Origin of the sequence: Streptomyces sp. SID8352, from assembly GCF_009862265.1 — a bacterium.
In the GTDB taxonomy this organism is placed as follows: Bacteria; Actinomycetota; Actinomycetes; order Streptomycetales; family Streptomycetaceae; genus Streptomyces.
On record NZ_WWGX01000064.1, the window covers coordinates 1 to 19,929 of the forward strand.

General features: G+C 75.2%; 4 protein-coding genes. All 4 read right to left on the reverse strand.

All coding sequences use genetic code 11. The features are described 5' to 3' along the window. On the reverse strand, positions 1–3,692 hold a 3,692-nt coding region (locus GTY84_RS19935; RefSeq protein ID WP_161227761.1), incomplete at its 3' end, for a type I polyketide synthase. 80 nt (positions 3,693–3,772) lie between these two features. Beyond that, on the reverse strand, positions 3,773–10,267 hold the full coding sequence (locus GTY84_RS34685) for a type I polyketide synthase (protein WP_202551446.1): 6,495 nt from the start codon (positions 10,265–10,267) through the stop codon (positions 3,773–3,775). Between the two features lie 40 nt (positions 10,268–10,307). Next, positions 10,308–15,887, reverse strand: a complete 5,580-nt coding sequence (locus GTY84_RS19960) for a type I polyketide synthase (RefSeq protein WP_237532425.1) — start codon at positions 15,885–15,887, stop codon at positions 10,308–10,310. Continuing rightward, positions 15,884–19,912, reverse strand: coding sequence for an SDR family NAD(P)-dependent oxidoreductase (locus tag GTY84_RS19965; RefSeq protein ID WP_161227668.1), 4,029 nt, complete (start codon positions 19,910–19,912; stop codon positions 15,884–15,886). Before GTY84_RS19965 ends, GTY84_RS19960 begins: the two co-directional genes overlap by 4 nt. Between the last annotated feature and the right edge of the window lie 17 nt (positions 19,913–19,929).

A 19,929-nucleotide genomic window follows, 5' to 3' on the forward strand; every position in this document is an offset into this window, starting at 1 on the left:
GAACACGCCGTGTCCACCGTCACCGCCGGACCCTCGAACCCCAAGCTGTACGCCACCCGACCCGACACCACACTCGACGTCGTCCCCGTCAGGCGCAGCCCCTCGGCGTCGGCGGGCATGGCCCCGGCGTACTCGGGGGAGGTGCCGTAGTCCATCGGCATGACACCGGCGAACACTCCGCTGTCGCTGCCGCGCAGTGTGGCCGGGTCGATCCCGGCGCTCTCCAGCGCCTCCCAGGCCGCCTCCAGCAGCAGCCGCTGCTGCGGGTCCATCGCCTTGGCCTCACGGGGGCTGATCCCGAAGAACCCGGCGTCGAAGTCGCCGACGCCCTCCAGGAAGCTGCCGCCGCGCATGTAGATGGTGCCGGTGTGCTCGGGGTCCGGGTGGTAGAGCCGCTCCAGGTCCCAGCCCCGGTCGGACGGCAGACCGCCGACCGCGTCCCGGCCCTCGGCGACCAACCGCCAGAGATCCTGTGGGCTCGCCACACCACCCGGATAGCGGCAGGCCATACCGACGATCGCCAGCGGCTCGTCCGAGCCGGTGGTCCTCCCGGTGACCGGCGCCGCCGCCCGCTCCCGGCCTCCGACCTCGGACAGCAGCAGACGGGCCACGGCGCTGGTGGTCGGGTGGTCGAAGACGAGGGAGCCGGGGAGCCGCAGGCCGGTGACCTCCGCGAGCCGTTCGCTCAGCTCGACACCCGCGAGCGAGTCGAACCCGAGGTCCTTGAACGCCCGGTGCTCGTCGACCCGGTCTCCGGAAGAGTGTCCGAGGACTCCGGCGACCTCGTCCCTTACCAGTTCCAGCACGGCGCGCTCACGTCCGCCATCCTCGACTCCGGCCAGCCGCTCGGCCAGCGGCGAACCCGCGCCCGGACCCGTCGGAACCTCCGGAGCCTCCGCCGCCCCGGCATCCCCGGACGGCACCCTGTCGGCCGGCCGTTCCACGGCCCCTCCCCCGGGCGCCAGCCAGTAGCGCTCGCGCTGGAAGGCGTAGGTCGGCAGGTCGACGCGCCGGACACCGGTACCGGCGTAGAACGCGGCCCAGTCGACCGGGACACCGGCCGTGTGCGCCTGCCCCAGGAATGCGGCGAACGCCTCCACCTCCGGAGTACGCGCCCGCAGCGCCGGGACGAAGACCGCCTGGTCCTCGTCGAGGATCTGCCGGGCCATCGCCGTCAGCACGGCATCCGGACCCACCTCCACGAACCGGGACACACCCTCGGCGGCCAGGGTCGCGATGCCGTCGGCAAAACGGACCGCTTCCCGCACGTGGTTGACCCAGTAGGAGGGGTCGGTCAGCTCCTCGGAAACCAGGCCGCCGGTCAGGTTCGACACCACCGCAATCCGGGGTGACTCGAAGCTCAGCCCCTCCGCAACCGCACGGAACTCATCGAGCATCGGCTCCATCAACGGCGAGTGGAACGCGTGACTCACCCGCAGACGCGTCGTCTTGCGCTCCGACCACACCGGCAGCCACTCGTCCAGTGCCGTCAGCTCACCCGAAACCACCACGGCCAGCGGCCCGTTCACCGCAGCCACGGACAGCCGGCCCCCGAAGCCCTCCAGAGACGCCAGGACCTCGGCCTCCGTCGCCTGGACCGCGACCATACCGCCGCCCTCCGGCAGCGCACCCATCAACCGCCCACGAGCCGCCACCAGCTTCGCCGCATCCCCCAGCGACAGCACACCGGCGACATGAGCACACGCCAGCTCACCCACCGAATGCCCCACCACGACATCGGGCGTCACACCCAGCGACTCCAGCAGACGGAACAACGCCACCTCAACCGCGAACAACGCAGCCTGCGTGAACTCCGTCCGGTCCAACAGAGCGGCCTCCGCCGAACCCTCCGCCGCGAACAACAACTCCCTCAACGAACGACCCAGCAACGGATCAAGGTGACCGCACACCTCGTCCAACGCCGACGCGAACACCGGATAGGCCGCCGCAAGACCCGCACCCATCCCCGCACGCTGCGCACCCTGCCCCGTGAACAGGAAACCCGTCTTCCCACCCACAACAGCCCGCGCGGCCGTCCGGCCGTCGACGACCTTCTGCAAGGCAGCGACCAGCCCATCACGGTCGGACGCCACCACGGCCGCCCGACGCTCGAACTGCGCCCGCGACACCACACCCGAGAACGCCACATCCGCGACACCCAGTTCCGGCCGCGACAGCAGAAGCGACCTCAACCGCTCCGCCTGACCCACCACAGCAGCCGCACTCCTGCCCGACACCACCACAGGCACCACCGCAGGGTGTCCGCCACCGGACGTCTCCGTCTCCGCGGCGGGGGTCTCCTCGGCCGCCGGAGCCTCTTCGAGGATGAGGTGGGCGTTGGTGCCGCTGATGCCGAAGGAGGAGACGCCCGCGCGGCGCGGCCGCTCACCGCTCGGCCACGTCTCGGCCTCCGTGAGGAGGCGCACCTCACCCGCGGTCCAGTCGATCTCCGGGGAGGGCTCGTCCACGTTGAGGGTCCGCGGCAGCACCTCGTGCCGCATCGCCATGACCATCTTGATCACGCCCGCGACACCCGCCGCGGCCGACGTGTGACCGATGTTCGACTTGATCGAACCCAGCCGAAGCGGGCCGTTCACCCGCTCCTGGCCGTACGTCGCCAGCAGCGCATGCGCCTCGATGGGGTCGCCCAGCCGAGTACCGGTGCCATGGCCCTCGACCGCGTCCACGTCGGCGGGGGCGAGCCCCGCGTTGGCGAGCGCCTGCCGGATCACCCGCTCCTGCGAGGGACCGTTCGGCGCCGTCAGACCATTGCTCGCACCGTCCTGGTTGATGGCACTGCCCCGGATCACCGCGAGGACCCGGTGGCCGTTGCGCCGGGCCTCCGAGAGGCGCTCCAGCACGACCAGGCCGACGCCGTCGGAGAAGCCGGTGCCGTCCGCGGCGGCGGCGTACGGCTTGCAGCGGCCGTCGGTGGCCAGTCCGCGCTGGCGGCTGAACTCCTGGAGGAGGAAGGGTCCCGCGAGGACGGTGACGCCGCCCACCAGCGCGAGGGAGCACTCGCCGGAGCGCAGGGCCTGCGCGGCCAGGTGCATCGCGACGAGCGAGGAGGAGCAGGCCGTGTCCACGGTGACGGCGGGGCCCTCGAAGCCGAAGCTGTAGGCGACGCGGCCGGAGACGACGCTGGAGGCGGTTCCGGCGAGGCGGAAGCCCTCAAGTTCGGGCTGGGCGGGGCCGCCGGTGCTGCCGTAGTCGGAGAGGACGGCTCCGGCGAAGACGCCGGTGTCCGTGCCGCGCAGGGCGGCCGGGTCGATGCCGGCGTCCTCCAGGGCCTCCCAGGACGCTTCGAGGAGGAGGCGCTGCATGGGGTCGATGGCGAGGGCCTCGCGGGGGCTGATGCCGAAGAAGCCCGCGTCGAAGTCGCCGACGCCGTCGACGAACCCGCCGCCGCTCGTGTAGACCTTGCCGGTCTGCTCGGGGTCGGGGTCGTAGAGGTGGTCGAGGTCCCAGCCCCGGTCGTCGGGCAGGGCGGAGATGCCGTCCCGGCCCTCGGCCACGAGCCGCCACAGCTCCTGGGGGGAGGTGGCGCCGCCCGCGTAGCGGCAGCTCATGCCGACGATGGCGATGGGTTCGCTCGCCTGGGCCAGCAGCCTGCGGTTCTGCTGGCGCAGGCGTTCGGTCTCCTTGAGCGACTTGCGCAGTGCCGCGACGAGTTCGTTCTGGTTGGCGGACATCGCCTTGGTTCCCCCGTTCGGCCGCGTGCCGGCGGCCGTGTTCTGAGCTTCTCTGGGATCGGACGTGGTGGCGTCGTCGCTCATTCCACGTCTTCCTGGGTCATGCGGATCAGCGCGGCGACGTCCATCTCGTCGATCTCCTCGATGGACAGGGCGGATTCGTCCCCGGTGTCGGTGTCGGCGGGGTCGGTGGCGGCCAGTTCGACGAGGGCGTCGAGGAGGCCGGCCTGGCGGAGCCGGGCGAGGGGGATCGAGGCCAGCAGGGCGCGGATCTCGTCCTCCTCGGAGCGGCGGCCCGGGTCGGCGGCCGTGGTGGCCGGTACGGCGGCGGCGACGAGGTAGCGGGCGACGGCGAGGGGGGTGGGATGGTCGAAGACCAGGGTGGCGGGCAGCCGCAGCCCGGTGGCCTGACTCAGCCGGTTCCGCAGTTCGACGGCGGTCAGCGAGTCGAAGCCGAGCTGTTTGAAGGCCCGGGAGGGCTGGATCGCGCCGGCGTCCGCATGGCCGAGCACCGAGGCGACCTGGGCGCGGACGAGGTCGAGGGCGAGTGTCTCCCAGTCCTGGGGGTCCGTTCCGGCGAGGCGGTCGGCGAGGGAGCCGCCCGCGGTCCCGGTGCGGCGGGCCGGTGCCTTGACGAGTCCGCGCAGCAGTGTGGGCAGCAGGCCGGACTGGGCCTGGGCCCGCAGGGCGGGCTGGTCGAGGCGGGCGGGGACGAGCAGGGGCTCGTCCAACCGGGCCGAGGTGTCGAAGAGTTCGAGGCCGAGTTCGTTGGAGAGGGGGGCCACGCCGAGCCGGGCGAGACGGGCGATCTCGGCGTCGCCGAGTTCACCGGTCATGCCGGTGGCGTCGCCCCAGAGGCCCCAGGCCAGCGAGGTGGCGGGCAGGCCCGCGGCGCGCCGGTCGGCGGCGAGGGCGTCCAGGAAGGCGTTGGCGGCGGCGTAGTTGGCCTGGCCGGGGCTGCCGATCAGGGCGGCGAGGGAGGAGAAGAGAACGAAGGCGGTCAGGTCGCTGTCCGCGGTGAGTTCGTGGAGGTGGAGCGCGGCGTCGATCTTGGGCCGCATGACCCGCTCGACCTGTTCGGGGGTGAGGGACTCGATGACGCCGTCGTCCAGGACGCCGGCCGAGTGGATGACGGCGCGCAGCGGCCGGTCCAGGCCGGCGAGGAGGGCGGCGAGTTGGTCGCGGTCGGAGACGTCGCAGGCGGCGGCGCGGGCGTCGGCGCCCAGTGCGGCCAGTTCGGCGAGGAGTTCCGGTACGCCGTCGGCGGCGGGGCCGCGGCGGCTGACCAGGAGGAGGTGCTTGGCGCCGTGCCGTTCGGCGAGGTGGCGGGCGAAGAGGGCGCCGAGGCCGCCGGTGCCGCCGGTGACGAGGACGGTGCCCTCGGGGTCGAGCGGGGCGGGCACGGTCAGGACGACCTTGCCGGTGTTGCGGCCCTCGCGCAGGAAGCGGAACGCCTCGGCTCCGCGCCGCACGTCCCAGGTGCGCACCGGGGCGTGCTCCAGGACCCCCTTCTCGAAGAGGGCGACGACCTCGGTGAGCATCTCCTGGATGCGCTCGGGGCCCGCCTCCAGCAGGTCGTAGGAGCGGTAGCGGACGCCGTCGCGTTCGGCGGCCACGACGTCCGGGTCGCGCAGATCGGCCTTGCCCATCTCGACGAACCGGCCGCCCCGGGGCAGCAGATCGAGCGAGGCGTCGATAAAGTCGCCCGCGAGGGCGTTCAGCACCACGTCCACGCCCTCGCCGCCGGTGACGCCCAGGAAGCGGTCCCGGAACGACAGGTCGCGGGAGGAGGCGATGGCGTCGTCGGTCACGCCCAGGGCGCGGACGGCGTCCCACTTGGGTTCGCTCGCGGTGGCCAGCACCTCGGCGCCGAAGTGCCGGGCGAGTTGGACGGCCGCCATGCCCACGCCTCCGGCGGCGGCGTGCACCAGCAGCCGCTCACCCCGCCGCAGCCCCGCGAGGTCCACCAGCCCGTAGTAGGCGGTGAGGTAGACGACGGGGAGGGCGGCGGCCTGGGTGAAGGTGAAGCTGTCGGGCATGCGGACGACGGTGCGGCGGTCGGCGACGGCGACGGGGCCGAAGGCGTCGAGGACCAGGCCGAAGACGCGGTCCCCGGGGGCCAGGTCGGTGACGGCGGCGCCGACTTCGAGGATCACTCCGGCGGCCTCGCTGCCGAGCGGTGCCTCGCCCGGGTAGGTGCCGAGGGCGATCAGGACGTCGCGGAAGTTGAGTCCCGCGGCGCGGATGCCGACGCGGACCTCGTTGACGCCGAGCGGGCGGTCACCGGCGGACGCGATGATGCCGAGGTCCTCCAGGGAGCCCTTGCGGCGGCTGCCCAGCCGCCAGGCTCCGTCGACGGTGCCGGTCTCGGCGCGCGCGAGGCGCGGGACGAGGAGCTGTCCGGCGCGGACGGCGAGCTGCGGTTCGTCGCCGCCGAGGAGCGCGGCCCAGTCGGCCGCGTCGGCGTCCTGGCCGCCGAGGTCGACGAGGGTGAGGCGGCCGGGGTGTTCGGACTGGGCGCTGCGGACCAGGCCCCAGACGGGTGCCTGGACGAGGTCGGGCGCCTGCTCGCCGACGGCGACGGCGTCGCGGGTCACGAGCGTCAGGCGGGCGCCCGCCAGGGTCTCGGCGGCGATCCACCGCTGGAGGAGTTCCAGGGTGCGGGCGGACAGGGCACGGGCCCGTTCGGCGGCGTGGCCGTCGGTGCCGGGTTCGACGGTGGCGACGACCACGTCGGGCACGGGGGCGCCCGCGGCGACGGCGCGTTCCAGGGCGTCCAGGTCGGCGTGGTGCTCGCCGGGGGCGCCGAGCGAGGCGGCGGCGCCGAGCAGGGCCACGGTGACGGGGCGGGGATCGGCCTCGGCGGCGGGGGTCCAGTCGAGGCGGAACAGGGCGTTCTGCCCGGCGCCGTGGCCGCCCTCCAGCTGGGCCCGGTCGACGGGCCGTACGGTCAGTTCGTCGACGGTGACGACGGGCACGCCGTGTTCGTCGGTCACGTCGATGCGCAGCGCGGAGCCGTCGGTCCGGGTGAGGCGGGCGCGGACCCGGGGGCCGGGGGTGCCGGGGCCGAGACGGACTCCGGCCCAGGAGAAGGGCAGGTCGACGCCGGAGGCGAGGTCCTTCCCGACGAGGGCGCCGTGCAGGACGGCGTCGAAGAGGGCGGGGTGGAGGCCGAAGCCCTCGCCGCCGGCGCCCTCGGGCAGCGCGATCTCGGCGTAGAGGTCGTCGCCGGAGCGCCAGGCGGCGCGCAGGCCCTGGAAGAGGGGGCCGTACTCGTATCCGGCGGCGTCGGCCCGGGGGTAGAGGCCGTCGACGGCTACGGGGTCGGCCCCGGCGGGCGGCCAGGGGCCGAGCGGGCGGGCGGGTTCGGCGTGGGCGGTGAGGCGGCCGTGGGCGTGGCGGACCGGGGGTTCCTCGGAGCCCTCGGGGCGGGAGTAGACGGCGACCTCGCGGTGGCCGTCGGCGTCCTCGGTGCCGACGATCACCTGGACCTGGCGGGCGGTGTCCTCGGCGAGGACCAGCGGGGCGTGGAGGACGAGTTCGTCGATGACGGGGGCCCCGGTCCCGGCCCCGGCGGCGAGGACGACCTCGACGAGGGCGGCGCCGGGCAGCAGGACGGTGCCGAGGACGGCGTGGTCCCGGGTCCAGGGCTGGGAGTCCTGGGAGACGCGGCCGGTGAAGAGGGTCTCGTCGCGGTCGCCGACGGGTACGGCGGCGGAGAGCACCGGGTGGGTGAACCGGCCGAGTCCGGCGGCCGCGGGGTCGCCCGCCGAGCCGGGCATCATCCAGTACCGCCGGCGCTGGAAGGCGTAGGTGGGCAGGTCGACGCGGGCGGCGGTGCCTCCCGCGTGGAAGGCCCGCCAGTCGACGGCGGCACCGGCGGCGTGGGCCTCGGCCAGGGAGCGCGCGAAGCGGGCGAAGCCGCCCTCTTCGCGGCGGAGGGAGCCGAGGACCGCGGCGCGGTCGGCCGCGTCCAGGGCCTGGACGCTCTCCTCGACGGGGACCCTGAGCACGGGGTGCGGGGAGACCTCGACGAAGCAGTTGAGTCCCTGGTCGAGGAGGGCGCGGACGCCGGACTCGAAGCGGACCTGGCCGCGGAGGTTGCGGTACCAGTAGTCGGCGCCGAGTTCGGTGGTGTCGGTGAACTCCTCGCGGAGGGTGGAGTAGAAGGGGATGCGGCCGGGCCTGGGCGTGATGGGGGCGAGCACGTCGAGGAGTTCGGCCTCGATGGCGGCGACCTGCGCGGAGTGGGAGGCGTAGTCGACGGAGACCCGGTGGAAGCGGACGCCGGACTCCTCGCAGAAGGCGGCCAGTTCGTCGAGGGCGGTGGGCTCGCCGGAGACGACGACGGCGGTCGGGCCGTTGACGGCGGCGACGGAGACGCGTCCGCCGTAGGGGGCGAGGAGTTCCTCGACCCGCTCGACGGGCAGGGCCACGGATGCCATGCCGCCCTGTCCGGCGAGGCCTTCGCGGATGGCCCGGCTGCGCAGGGCGACGACGCGGGCGGCGTCGTCGAGGGTGAGACCGCCGGCCACGTAGGCGGCGGCGATCTCGCCCTGGGAGTGGCCGAGGACGGCCTCGGGGACCACTCCGTACGACTGCCAGAGCGCGGCGAGGGAGACCATGACGGAGAACAGGGCGGGCTGGACCACGTCCACCCGCTCCAGGGTGGGGGCGCCGGGGGCGCCGCGCAGGACGGCCTCCAGGTCCCAGTCGACGTGGGGGGCGAGGGCGGCGGCGCAGGCGGCGATCTCGGCGGCGAAGACGGGCGCGGTCTCCAGCAGGTCCACCGCCATGCCCTGCCACTGGGCGCCCTGGCCGGGGAAGACGAAGACGGTGCGGCCGCCGGTGACCCGGCCCTCGGCGACGTGCGCGGCGGGTTCGGCGGCGGAGAGGGCCTTGAGCCCGGACAGGAGGGTGCCGCGGTCGGTGGCGACCACGGCGGCGCGCCTGTCGAGGTGGGCGCGGGTCGCGGCGGAGGAGTAGGCGATGTCGGCGACGGACAGGTCCGGCTTGGCGATCATGAGGGCGCGCAGCCGGTCGGCCTGGGCGCGCAGGGCGGTGTCGGAGGCGGCGGAGAGCAGCACCGGCAGGGCCGCGGGGGCACTCGCGGCGGTGCCGGTGGTGTCCGGTGCCGGGTCCTCGGCGGTACCGGGGTCCGCGGCGGGTGCCTCTTCGAGGATGACGTGCGCGTTGGTGCCGCTGACGCCGAAGGAGGAGACGCCGGCCCGGCGGGGCCGGTCCCCGGCGGGCCAGGGGCTGGCCTCGGTGAGAAGGCTGACCTCGCCGGCGGTCCAGTCCACGTTTCCGGAGGGCTTGTCCACGTGCAGGGTGCGCGGGAGTTCGCCGTTGCGGAGCGCCATCACCATCTTGATGATCCCGGCGGCTCCGGCGGCGGCCTGGGTGTGGCCGATGTTGGACTTGACGGAGCCGAGGCGCAGCGGTCCGTTCTCGCGTTCGCGGCCGTAGGTGGCCAGCAGGGCCTTGGCCTCGATGGGGTCGCCGAGCGGGGTGCCGGTGCCGTGGCCCTCGACGGCGTCGATGTCGGCGGGGCGGAGCCCGGCGTCGGCGAGCGCCTGGCGGATGACCCGCTCCTGGGAGGGGCCGTTGGGGGCGGTGAGGCCGTTGGAGGCGCCGTCCTGGTTGACGGCGGAGCCGCGCACCACCGCCAGCACCGGGTGGCCCAGGCGCTCCGCGTCCGAGAGCCGTTCCAGCAGCAGTACGCCGACGCCCTCGCCCCAGCCCGTCCCGTCGGCGGCGGCGGAGAAGGCCTTGCAGCGGCCGTCCGGGGAGACCCCGCGCTGGCGGCTGAACTCGATGAAGATGTTCGGGCGGGCGAGGACGGTGACGCCGCCGACGAGGGCGAGGGAGCACTCCCGGGCGCGCAGCGCCTGGGCGGCCTGGTGGACGGCGACCAGGGAGGAGGAGCAGGCGGTGTCGACGGTGACGGCGGGCCCGGTGAAGCCGAAGGTGTAGCTGATGCGGCCGGAGGCGACGCTGCCGGCGGAGGCGATGGAGAGGTAGCCCTCCACCTCGGGCCGCCGGTCGCTGGTGCCCGCGACGAACTGGTAGTCCTGGTACATCACTCCGCAGAAGACGCCGGTGTCGCTGCCGCGCAGGGTGGTGATGTCGATCCCGGCGTCCTCGAACGCCTCCCAGGAGGTCTCCAGCAGGAGCCGCTGCTGCGGGTCCATGACCAGGGCCTCGCGGGGGCTGATCCCGAAGAACTCGGCGTCGAACTCGGCGGCGCGGTCGACGAATCCGCCGCCGCGGGCGTAGGAGGTGCCGGTGTGGTCGGGGTCGGGGTCGTACAGGTTGTCGAGGTCCCAGCCGCGGTCGGCGGGGAACTCGGCGGCGGTGCCGACCCGGCCGTCGGCCAGGAGTTGCCAGAACTCCTCGGGGCTGGTGACCCCGCCCGGGTAGCGGCAGCTCATGCCGACGACGGCGAGGGGCTCGTTGGCGCGGTCCTCGTAGGCGCGGATGCGGCTGCGGGCCGTGTCGAGGTCGCCGGCCAGCCGCTTGACGTAGCGGACGAGCTTCTCCTGCTGCTGGGCGTCGCTCACTTCGGTGCTCATCCCCGGGGTCCTGTTCGTTGCGTGGTGGAATCGGGCATGGCTACGCGCCGCCGAACTCGGCGTCCAGCAACTCCAGGACCTCGTCCATGGTGCTGGCCGCTTCGATGCGGTCGCCGGTGCGCGGTGTGCCGCCGCTGCCCGTGATCGTGTCGAGGAGGAGGCGCAGCCGGTCGGCCACGCGCGCCTTCTCGGCGCCCTCCAGGGTGGTGACCAGCGTTTCCAGCCGGTCGAGTTGCTGCTCGGCGGAGCCCGTCGCGGGGGCGGCCGCGTCGCCGTCGCCGAGTTCGGACAGGAGCAGTTCCGCGACGGACGCCGCGGTGGGGTGGTCGAAGACCATGGTGGGGGGCAGCCGCAGTCCGCTGGCCTGGTTCAGCCGGTTGCGCAGGTCGACGGCGGACAGCGAGTCGAAGCCGAGGTCCTTGAAGGCCCGTTCGGGGTTGATGCCGCCGGGCGAGGTGTGACCGAGGACGGCCGCCACCTGCTGCTGGACGAATTCGAGGACGGTCCGGTCCCGTTCGGCGGCGGGCAGGCCCGCGAGGCGGGCGGCCAGGGTCACTCCGGTGGTTGCGGTGCGCCGGACGCGGTCGGGGGCCAGGCCCCGCAGCAGGGCGGCGGGGGCGTTCTCCCGGGCGGCGGCGCGCAGGGCGCCGAGGTCCAGGAGGACGGGGGCGAGCAGGGCCGGGCCGGCCCCGAGCGCGCGGTCGAAGAGCTCCAGTCCGAGGGCGGTGGGCAGCGGGCGGATGCCGCCCCGGGCGAGGCGGGCCAGGTCGGCGCCGCCGAGTCCGCCGCCCATGCCGCCGGATTCCGCCCAGAGGCCCCAGGCCAGGGAGACGGCGGGCTGTCCGGCGGCGCGGCGCCGGGCGGCGAGCGCGTCGAGGGCGGCGTTGGCCGCGGCGTAGTTGGCCTGGCCGGGGGTACCGAGGAGCGCGGTGACCGAGGAGAACAGCACGAGGGCCACCGGGCCGCGGTCGGCGGTCAGTTCGTGGAGGTGGAGCGCGGCGTCGAGCTTGGGCCGGAGCACCCGGTCCAGCCGCTCCGGGGTCATGGTGCCGAGGAGTCCGTCGTCGAGGACCCCGGCGGCGTGGACGACGGCGGTGAGGGGCTGTTCCAGGGAGTCGAGCAGGGCGGCGAGGGCCGTCCGGTCGCCGACGTCGCAGGCGTCGACGCGGACGCGGGCGCCCAGGGCCTCCAGCCGGGCGACGAGTGCGGGCACGCCGTCGGCGGCCGGACCGCTCCGGCTGACCAGGGCGAGGTGGCGCGTGCCGTGGTGGCGGGCGAGGTGCTCGGCGAGGACGGCGCCCAGGCCGCCCGTGCCGCCGGTGATGAGCACCGTGCCGTCCGGGTCCCAGCCGGTGGCGGGGGCGGCGGGCGCGGGGGCGGTGCGGGCGAGCCGGGGGACGAGGGTCCGTCCGGCGCGCACGGCGAACTGCGGTTCGTCCGTCGCGGCCAGGGCGCCCCAGCCGGCGGCGTCGGTGCCGTCCATGACGTCGTCGTCGAGGTCGACGAGGAGGAAGCGGCCGGGGTGCTCGGACTGGGCCGTCCGCAGCAGTCCCCAGACGGGCGCGGTGGCCGGGTCGGCGCTCTCCTCGCCGACGGCGACGCCGTGCCGGGTGGCGACCAGCAGCCGGGCGGCGGTGAGGGGTTCGGCGTCCAGCCACCGGTGGAGGAGGGCGAGGACGTCCCGGGCCACGGTGTGGGCGGCCTCGGCCGCGGGCCCCGCGGGAGTGGGGACGCGGGCGACGACGAGGTCGGGCGGCGGCGCGGCCCCGGCCGACACCGACCGCAGGAGTGCGTCGAGCGCGCCGGGGTCGCCGGGTTCCAGGAGGTGCACGCGGGACGCCGGTGCGGTGGTGGCTGCGGGGGCCGGGACCCAGTCGACGGTGAACAGGGAGTCGCCGGCGCCGGACCGCGCGGTCCGGAGCTGCCCGGGTTCCACGGCGCGGAAGGCGAGTTCGGCGACGCGGGCGACGGACTCGCCCGTCTCGGTGCGCAGTTCGACGCACAGGGCGGCACCCCCGCCGGAGCCGCCGCCGGGGGCACCGGCGGCGGTGATCCGGACCCGGGCGGCCGTCGCCGCCGTGCCCAGGCGCACGCCCGACCAGGAGAACGGCAGCCGTACCGCGCCGTCGCCCCGGTCGAGCCAGTCGAGGCCGCCGTGCAGGGCGGCGTCGAACAGGGCCGGGTGGAGCGCGAACCCGGTGGCCCGGGCGGCGTCCTCCGGCCCCAGTTCCACCTCGGCGTAGACGGCGTCCGTGTCGCGCCAGGCGGCGCGGACGTTGCGGAACGCGGGCCCGTAGTCGAGCCCCAGGCCGGCGAAGCGGGCGTAGAGGGTCTCGACGGCGACCGGGGCGGCCCCGGCGGGCGGCCACTCGGCGGGCCAGTCGGCGCCACCGCCCGCGTCGGCCTCCGCCGCGCCCGGTTCGCCGGTGCGCGGTCCGTCCTCCCTCGCTCCGTCGGCGCTCAGGGTGCCGCGGGCGTGGCACACCGTCCCGGCGCCGTCGCCGGCGCGGGAGAAGACCGCGGTCGCGCGCCGCCCCTCGGCGTCGGGGGCGGCCACGGTGACCTGCATCCGTGCCGCCGCCGTGCCGTCCAGCACCAGCGGGGCCTCCAGGACCAGTTCCTCCAGTTCCCAGGCGCCGACCTGGCGCCCTGCGGCGACCGCCAGTTCCACCAGCGCCGTGCCGGGCACGACCACCGTGTCCAGCACCATGTGGCCGTCGAGCCAGGGCAGTCCGTCGCGGGAGAGGAGTCCGGTGAAGACCCACTCGTCCCGGTCGCCGACCGCGACCTCGGCGCTGAGCACCGGGTGCTCGATCCGGCCCAGTCCGGCCGCCGCCGGGTCACCGGCCGCGGCTCCCTGCGCGAGCCAGTAGCGCTCGCGCTGGAAGGCGTACGTCGGCAACTCCACCCGGCGGGCGCCGGTCCCGTCGTAGAAGGCGTCCCAGGCGACGGGGATCCCGGCGGTGTGGGCCCGGCCCAGGAAGTCGGCGAACGCCTCCGCCTCGGGGGTGCGGGAGCGGAGCACCGGCACGAAGAGGGCCTCGTCGGTGTCGTCGAGGGTCTGCCGGGCCAGGGCGGTCAGCGTCCCGCCCGGGCCGACCTCCACGAAGCGGGTGACGCCCTCGGCGGCCAGGGTGCGCACCCCGTCGGCGAAGCGCACGGCCTCGCGGACGTGGTTCACCCAGTAGGAGGGGTCGGTCAGTTCGGCGGAGACGAGGCCGCCGGTGAGGTTGGAGACCACCGGGAGCCTCGGCTCGTGGAGGGTCAGTCCGGCCGCCACGGCGCGGAACGCTTCGAGCATCGGCTCCATGAGCGGCGAGTGGAAGGCGTGGCTCACCCGCAGACGGGTGGTCCTGCGGTCGGTCCAGGCGGTCAGCCAGGCGTCGAGGGCGTCGGCGTCGCCGGAGACGACCACGGAGCGGGGCCCGTTGACGGCCGCGACGGACAGCCGGCCCGCGTGGGCGGTGAGGGACTCCTCGACCTCCTCCCGGGTGGCCTCGACCGCGGCCATTCCGCCGCCGCCGGGCAGCGCGCCCATCAGCCGTCCGCGCGCCGCCACCAGGGCGCACGCGTCCTCCAGGGACAGCACTCCCGCCACGTGGGCGCAGGCGATCTCGCCGACGGAGTGCCCGATCAGGACGTCCGGCACGACGCCGAGGGATTCCAGCAGCCCGTGCAGGGCGACCTCGACGGCGAAGAGGGCGGCCTGGGTGTACTCGGTGCGGTCCAGCAGCGCGGCCTCGGGCGAACCCTCCGGCGCGGACAGCAGTGCCCTGAGCGGGCGGTCGAGGTGCCGGTCCAGACGGGCGCAGACCTCGTCGAGCCGCCGGGCGAACTCCGGGTGGGCGGCGGCGAGTCCGGTGCCCATTCCGGGGCGCTGGGCGCCCTGACCGGAGAAGAGGAAGGCGGTCCTGCCCGCGAGGGAGGCGCCGCCGGGCAGCCCGTCCGCGTGTGCGCCGAGCCCCGCGAGCAGGGTGTCGCGGCAGGTGGCGACGACGGACGCCCGGTGGTCGAGCTGGGCGCGGGAGACGACGGCGGAGTAGGCCACGTCGAGCGGGCGCAGCGCGGGCCGGGCCAGCAGGTGCGCGTGCAGCCGCCGGGCCTGCGCGGCGAGCGCCTCGGGGGTGCGGCCGGACACGATCACGGGCACGGCGGAGGGCTCGACGGGGGTCGGGCCCCCGGCCTCGGGCGACTCGGCCTCCTCCGGGGCCTCTTCGAGGATGACATGGGCGTTGGTGCCGCTCACGCCGAAGGAGGAGACGCCCGCACGGCGGGGTCGTTCACCGCTCGGCCACGCCTCGGCCTCGGTGAGGAGGCGCACCTCGCCCGCGGTCCAGTCGATGTGCGGGGACGGCTCGTCGACGTTGAGCGTCTGCGGCAGGACGCCGTTCCGCATCGCCATGACCATCTTGATCACGCCCGCGACACCCGCCGCGGCGGAGCTGTGGCCGATGTTGGACTTGATGGAGCCCAGCCGCAGCGGGCCGTGCGTCCGCTCCTGGCCGTAGGTGGCGAGAAGGGCCTGCGCCTCGATCGGGTCACCCAACCGCGTGCCCGTCCCATGCCCCTCGACCGCGTCCACATCGGCCGCCGACAGGCCCGCGTTGGCGAGCGCCTGCCGGATCACCCGCTCCTGCGACGGACCGTTCGGCGCCGTCAGACCATTGCTCGCACCATCCTGNTTGACCGCACTGCCCCGGATCACCCCCAGCACCCGGTGACCNTTGCGCCGCGCGTCCGACAGACGCTCGACCACGAGCAGCCCGAGACCGTCCGAGAAACCGGTGCCGTCCGCCGACGCCGCGTACGACTTGCAACGACCGTCCGGCGCCAACCCCCGCTGCCGACTGAACTCCTGCAACAGGAACGGCCCCGACATCACCGTCACACCACCCACCAGGGCCAGCGAACACTCCCCCGACCGCAACGCCTGCGCCGCAAGATGCACCGCCACCAACGACGACGAACACGCCGTGTCCACCGTCACCGCCGGACCCTCGAACCCCAAGCTGTACGCCACCCGACCCGACACCACACTCGACGTCGTCCCCGTCAGGCGGAACCCCTCCAGTTCGGGGGGCATGGCGAGGCTGTAGTCCATGGGCACGACACCGGCGAACACCCCGGTGTCGCTGCCGCGCAGTGTGGCCGGGTCGATCCCGGCGTCCTCCAGCGCCTCCCAGGCCGCCTCCAGCAGCAGCCGCTGCTGCGGGTCCATGGCGAGGGCCTCACGGGGGCTGATCCCGAAGAACCCGGCGTCGAACTCCCCGGCACCGGCGAGGAATCCGCCGCCGCTGGTGTACACGGTGCCGGTCTGCTCGGGGTCCGGGTGGTAGAGCCGCTCCAGGTCCCAGCCCCGGTCGGACGGCAGACCGGAGATCGCGTCCCGGCCCTCCGCCAGCAGCTCCCACAGCCCCTCCGGGGACTCCACCCCGCCCGGGTAGCGGCAGGCCATGCCGACGATCGCCAGCGGCTCGACCTCCCGCTGCTCCAGGTCGCGGATGCGCCGGTTGGCCGTGCGCAGCTCCCCCGTCACCTTCCTCAGGTACAGACGGAGCTTCTGCTCGTCAACCATCGAGCCGCCGCCCTGTGCCTCGTCCCGCGCGGCCTGGTCGCTCATGCCCATCCGATCTCTTTGTCGATCATGTCGAACATCTCGTCGTCGGAGACCTCGTCGAAGTCGTCCGCGCCCTCCGGAAGGGCCTCCTCGCGGGTGCCGTCCATGCCCCCCAGGACGGTCCGGAGCCGGTTGCCGAGGGAACGCAGGCGCAGTTCGTGGCCGAGCAGTTCCCCGTCGTTCCCGGTGGCCAGCAGGGCCTCCAGCCGGCCCAGCGCCTCCTCCAGCGGATCGGGGGCGGCCTCGGCCGATGCGCCGACCCGCTCGTGGAGGAGCCGCACCACCGCGTCCGGTGTCGGGTGGTCGAAGACCAGCGTGGTCGGCAGCCGCAGACCGGTGGCCTTGGTCAGCCGGTTGCGCAGCTCCACCGCGGCGAGCGAGTCCAGCCCGAGCTGTTTGAACGGCAGTCCGGTGTCGACCGTGGCCGCCGACGCGTGTCCGAGCACGGCGGCCACATGGCCGCGCACCACCTCCCGCACGGCCTCCTCGCGTTCCGGTTCGGCCAGTTCGGCGATCCGCTCCTGCCAGGAGCCCGCGGTGTCCGCCGGGACGTCACCCGTGTCGCGGACGAGTCCGCGCAGCAGGGCCGGAAGACCGCCCAGCCGGGCCTGTTCGCGCAGCGCTCCGGAGTCCAGGCGCACCGGCACCGGAAGGGCCGTGTCCAGGAGTTCCGCCGTGTCGAAGAGTTCCACGCCCAGGGCGTTGGAGAGGGGCTCGACGCCCATCCGCGCCCAGCGCGCGGTACTGCCCGCGTCGAGGGTGCCGGCCATGCTGCGGGCCTCCGCCCAGAGTCCCCAGGCCAGGGAGGTGCCGGCCAGTCCGGCGGCCCGGCGGCGCACCGCGAGGGCGTCGAGGGCGGCGTTGGCGGCGGCGTAGTTGGCCTGGCCGGGGCTGCCGATCAGGGCCGCCACCGAGGAGAACAGGACGAAGGCCGACAGGTCGGCGTCCGCGGTGAGTTCGTGGAGGTGGAGGGCGGCGTCCAGCTTCGGCCGCATGACCCGGTCGAGCTGCTCGGGGGTGAGGGACTCGACGACGCCGTCGTCGAGGACACCCGCCGTGTGCACGACGGCCGTCAGCGGCCGGTCGCACGAGGCGATCAGGTCCCGCACCTGCCCGCGGTCGGCGACGTCGCAGGCGGCGACCCGCACCTCGGCCCCGGCCGCGGTGAGTTCGGCGGCCAGCCCGGCCGCGCCCTCGGCCGCCGGTCCGCTGCGGCTGACCAGCAGCAAGTGCCGCGCCCCGTACGCCGCCACCAGGTGCCGCGCGAACACGGCGCCGAGGCCGCCGGTGCCGCCGGTGACGAGGACGGTGCCCTCGGGGTCGAGCGGGGCGGGCACGGTGAGGACGACCTTGCCAGTGTTGCGGCCCTCGCGCAGGAAGCGGAACGCCTCGGCTCCGCGCCGCACGTCCCAGGTGCGCACCGGGGCGTGCTCCAGGACCCCCTTGCCGAACAGCGCCAGGATCTCCGTCAGCATCTCCTGGATGCGGTCCGGACCCGCCTCGAAGAGGTCGTAGGAGCGGTAGCGGACGCCGTCGCGTTCGGCGGCCACGACGTCCGGGTCGCGCAGGTCGGCCTTGCCCATCTCGACGAACCGGCCGCCCCGGGGCAGCAGATCGAGCGAGGCGTCGATGAAGTCGCCCGCGAGGGCGTTCAGCACCACGTCCACGCCCTCGCCGCCGGTGACGTCCAGGAAGCGGTCCCGGAACGACAGGTCACGGGAGGAGGCGATGGCGTCGTCGGCCACGCCCAGGGCGCGGACGGCGTCCCACTTGGGTTCGCTCGCGGTGGCCAGCACCTCGGCGCCGAAGTGCCGGGCGAGNTGGACGGCCGCCATGCCCACGCCTCCGGCGGCGGCGTGCACCAGCAGCCGCTCACCCCGCCGCAGCCCCGCGAGGTCCACCAGCCCGTAGTAGGCGGTGAGGAACACCAGGGGCACCGAGGCCGCCTCGGTGTACGACCAGCCCTCGGGCACCGGAGCGACCATCCGGGCGTCGGTGACGGCGACGGTGCCGAAGCCGTCCGGCACCAGGCCCATCACCCGGTCGCCGGGCCGCAGTCCCCGCACCTCGGCGCCCGTCTCCAGGACCACACCGGCCGCCTCGCTGCCGAGCGGCGCGTCCCCCGGGTAGGTCCCCAGGGCGATCAGCACGTCCCGGAAGTTCAGCCCGGCCGCCCGCACGCCGACGCGCACCTCGCCGGGGGCCAGCGCCCGGTCGGCGTCCGAGGGCACCAGGGCGAGGCCGTCCAGGGACCCGGCGCGTTCGACGGAGAGCCGCCACGGGACGCCGGGCGCCATCGCGGCCTGCGCCGCCCGCACCAGCCGGGGCACGAGCACCCGGCCCTCGCGGACCGCCAGTTCACTCTCCCCCGCGCCGAGCACCGCGTCCCACGGGAGCGCGCCGGTCTCCTCCGTGTCGACGTCCAGGAGGACGAAGCGGCCGGGGTGCTCGGACCGGGCGCAGCGCACCAGACCCCACACGGGGGCCAGCGCGGCGTCGGGGGCGTCCGGGCCGACCGGCACGCCGTGCCGGGTGACGATCACCAGGCGCGCGTCGTCGAGTCCGGGGCAGCGCAGCCACCGCTGGACGAGGTCCAGCGCGGCACCGGCGACGGCCCGGGCCGCCGCCGCCTCGGCGGCCGCGCCGGGCCCCTCCGCTCCGGCGGCCCGTCCACCCGCGGACCGGATCAGGGCGACGACCGTGCCGGGGGCTGGAGCCCCGGCGGCGACGGCCGCCTCCAGCGCGTCGAGACCGTCGTACCCCGCCGCACCAGGGACGGAGAGGTCCCCGAGGACGGCGACACCCTCGGTGCGGGACGGCGCGGCGATGTCGTCGAGGGCCGTCCACTCGGTCCGGAACAGCGCGCTGGGCGCCGCGGCGGCGCGGCCCGCGCCGAAGGCGGCCCGCTCGGCGGGACGGAAGACCAGGCGGTCGACACCGCCGACGGTGCGCCCCCGCTCGTCGGCGAGGTCGATCCGCAGGCCCGACTCCCCGGCCGGGGCGATCCGGGCCCGCACCCGGGCGCGGCCGGGCAGCTCCAGATGGACGCCGGACCAGGAGAAGGGCAGGCGGATGGCGGAGCCGTCCCCCTCCGCCAGTCCCTCCAGTCCGCCGTGCAGGGCCGCGTCGAACAGCGCGGGGTGCATCCCGAAGGAGCCGCCGGCCTCGATGTGCGCCTCGTCCAGGGCGAGTTCGGTGTACACGGCGTCGCCGTCGCGCCAGGCCGCCCGGACGCCCCGGAAGGCCGGCCCGTAGGCGTACCCGAGGTCCGCGAGGCGGGCGTAGAGCACGTCGACGGCGATCCGCTCGGCTCCGGCCGGGGGCCACTGGGCGGGCCAGGCCGGGGCCGGGTCCACGGCGCCGGTCAGGGCGCCCCGGGCGTGGCACACGACCTGCCCGGTCTCCTCCGCCCGGGTACCGCTCCCGTCGCCGGGACGGGAGAACACGGCGACCTCGCGCCGTCCGTCGGCGTCGGGGGCACCCACGGTGACCTGTGTGCTGACCGCCGCGCCGCCGTCCAGCAGCAGCGGGGCCTCCAGGACCAGTTCCTCCAGCACGGGCAGGCCGACCTGCCGCCCGGCGGCCAGGGCCAGTTCGACCAGGGCCGTTCCGGGGACGACGACCATGCCGAGCACCCTGTGGTCGGTCACCCAGGGCGCGGTGTCCCGGGACAGCCGCCCGGTGAACACCCACTCGTCCCGGTCGCCTACCGCGACCGCCGCGCCGAGCACCGGGTGCTCGATCCGGCCCAGCCCGGCAGCGGCCGGGTCACCGGAGACGGCGGGCGCCAGCCAGTAGCGCTCGCGCTGGAAGGCGTAGGTCGGCAGGTCGACCCGCCGCACACCGGTACCGGCGTAGAACACGGCCCAGTCGACCGGGACACCGGCGCAGTGGGCCTGGCCCAGGAAGGCCGCGAAGGCCTCGGGCTCGGGAGTACGCGCCCGCAGCGTCGGGACGAAGACCGCCTGGTCCTCGTCGAGGATCTGCCGGGCCATCGCCGTCAGCACGGCATCCGGACCCACCTCCACGAACCGGGACACACCCT

What these genes read in the sequence shown, in the direction of transcription:
- GTY84_RS34685 (WP_202551446.1), bottom strand. Translation starts at nt 10,267, where the DNA reads ATGAGCACCGAAGTGAGCGACGCCCAGCAGCAGGAGAAGCTCGTCCGC.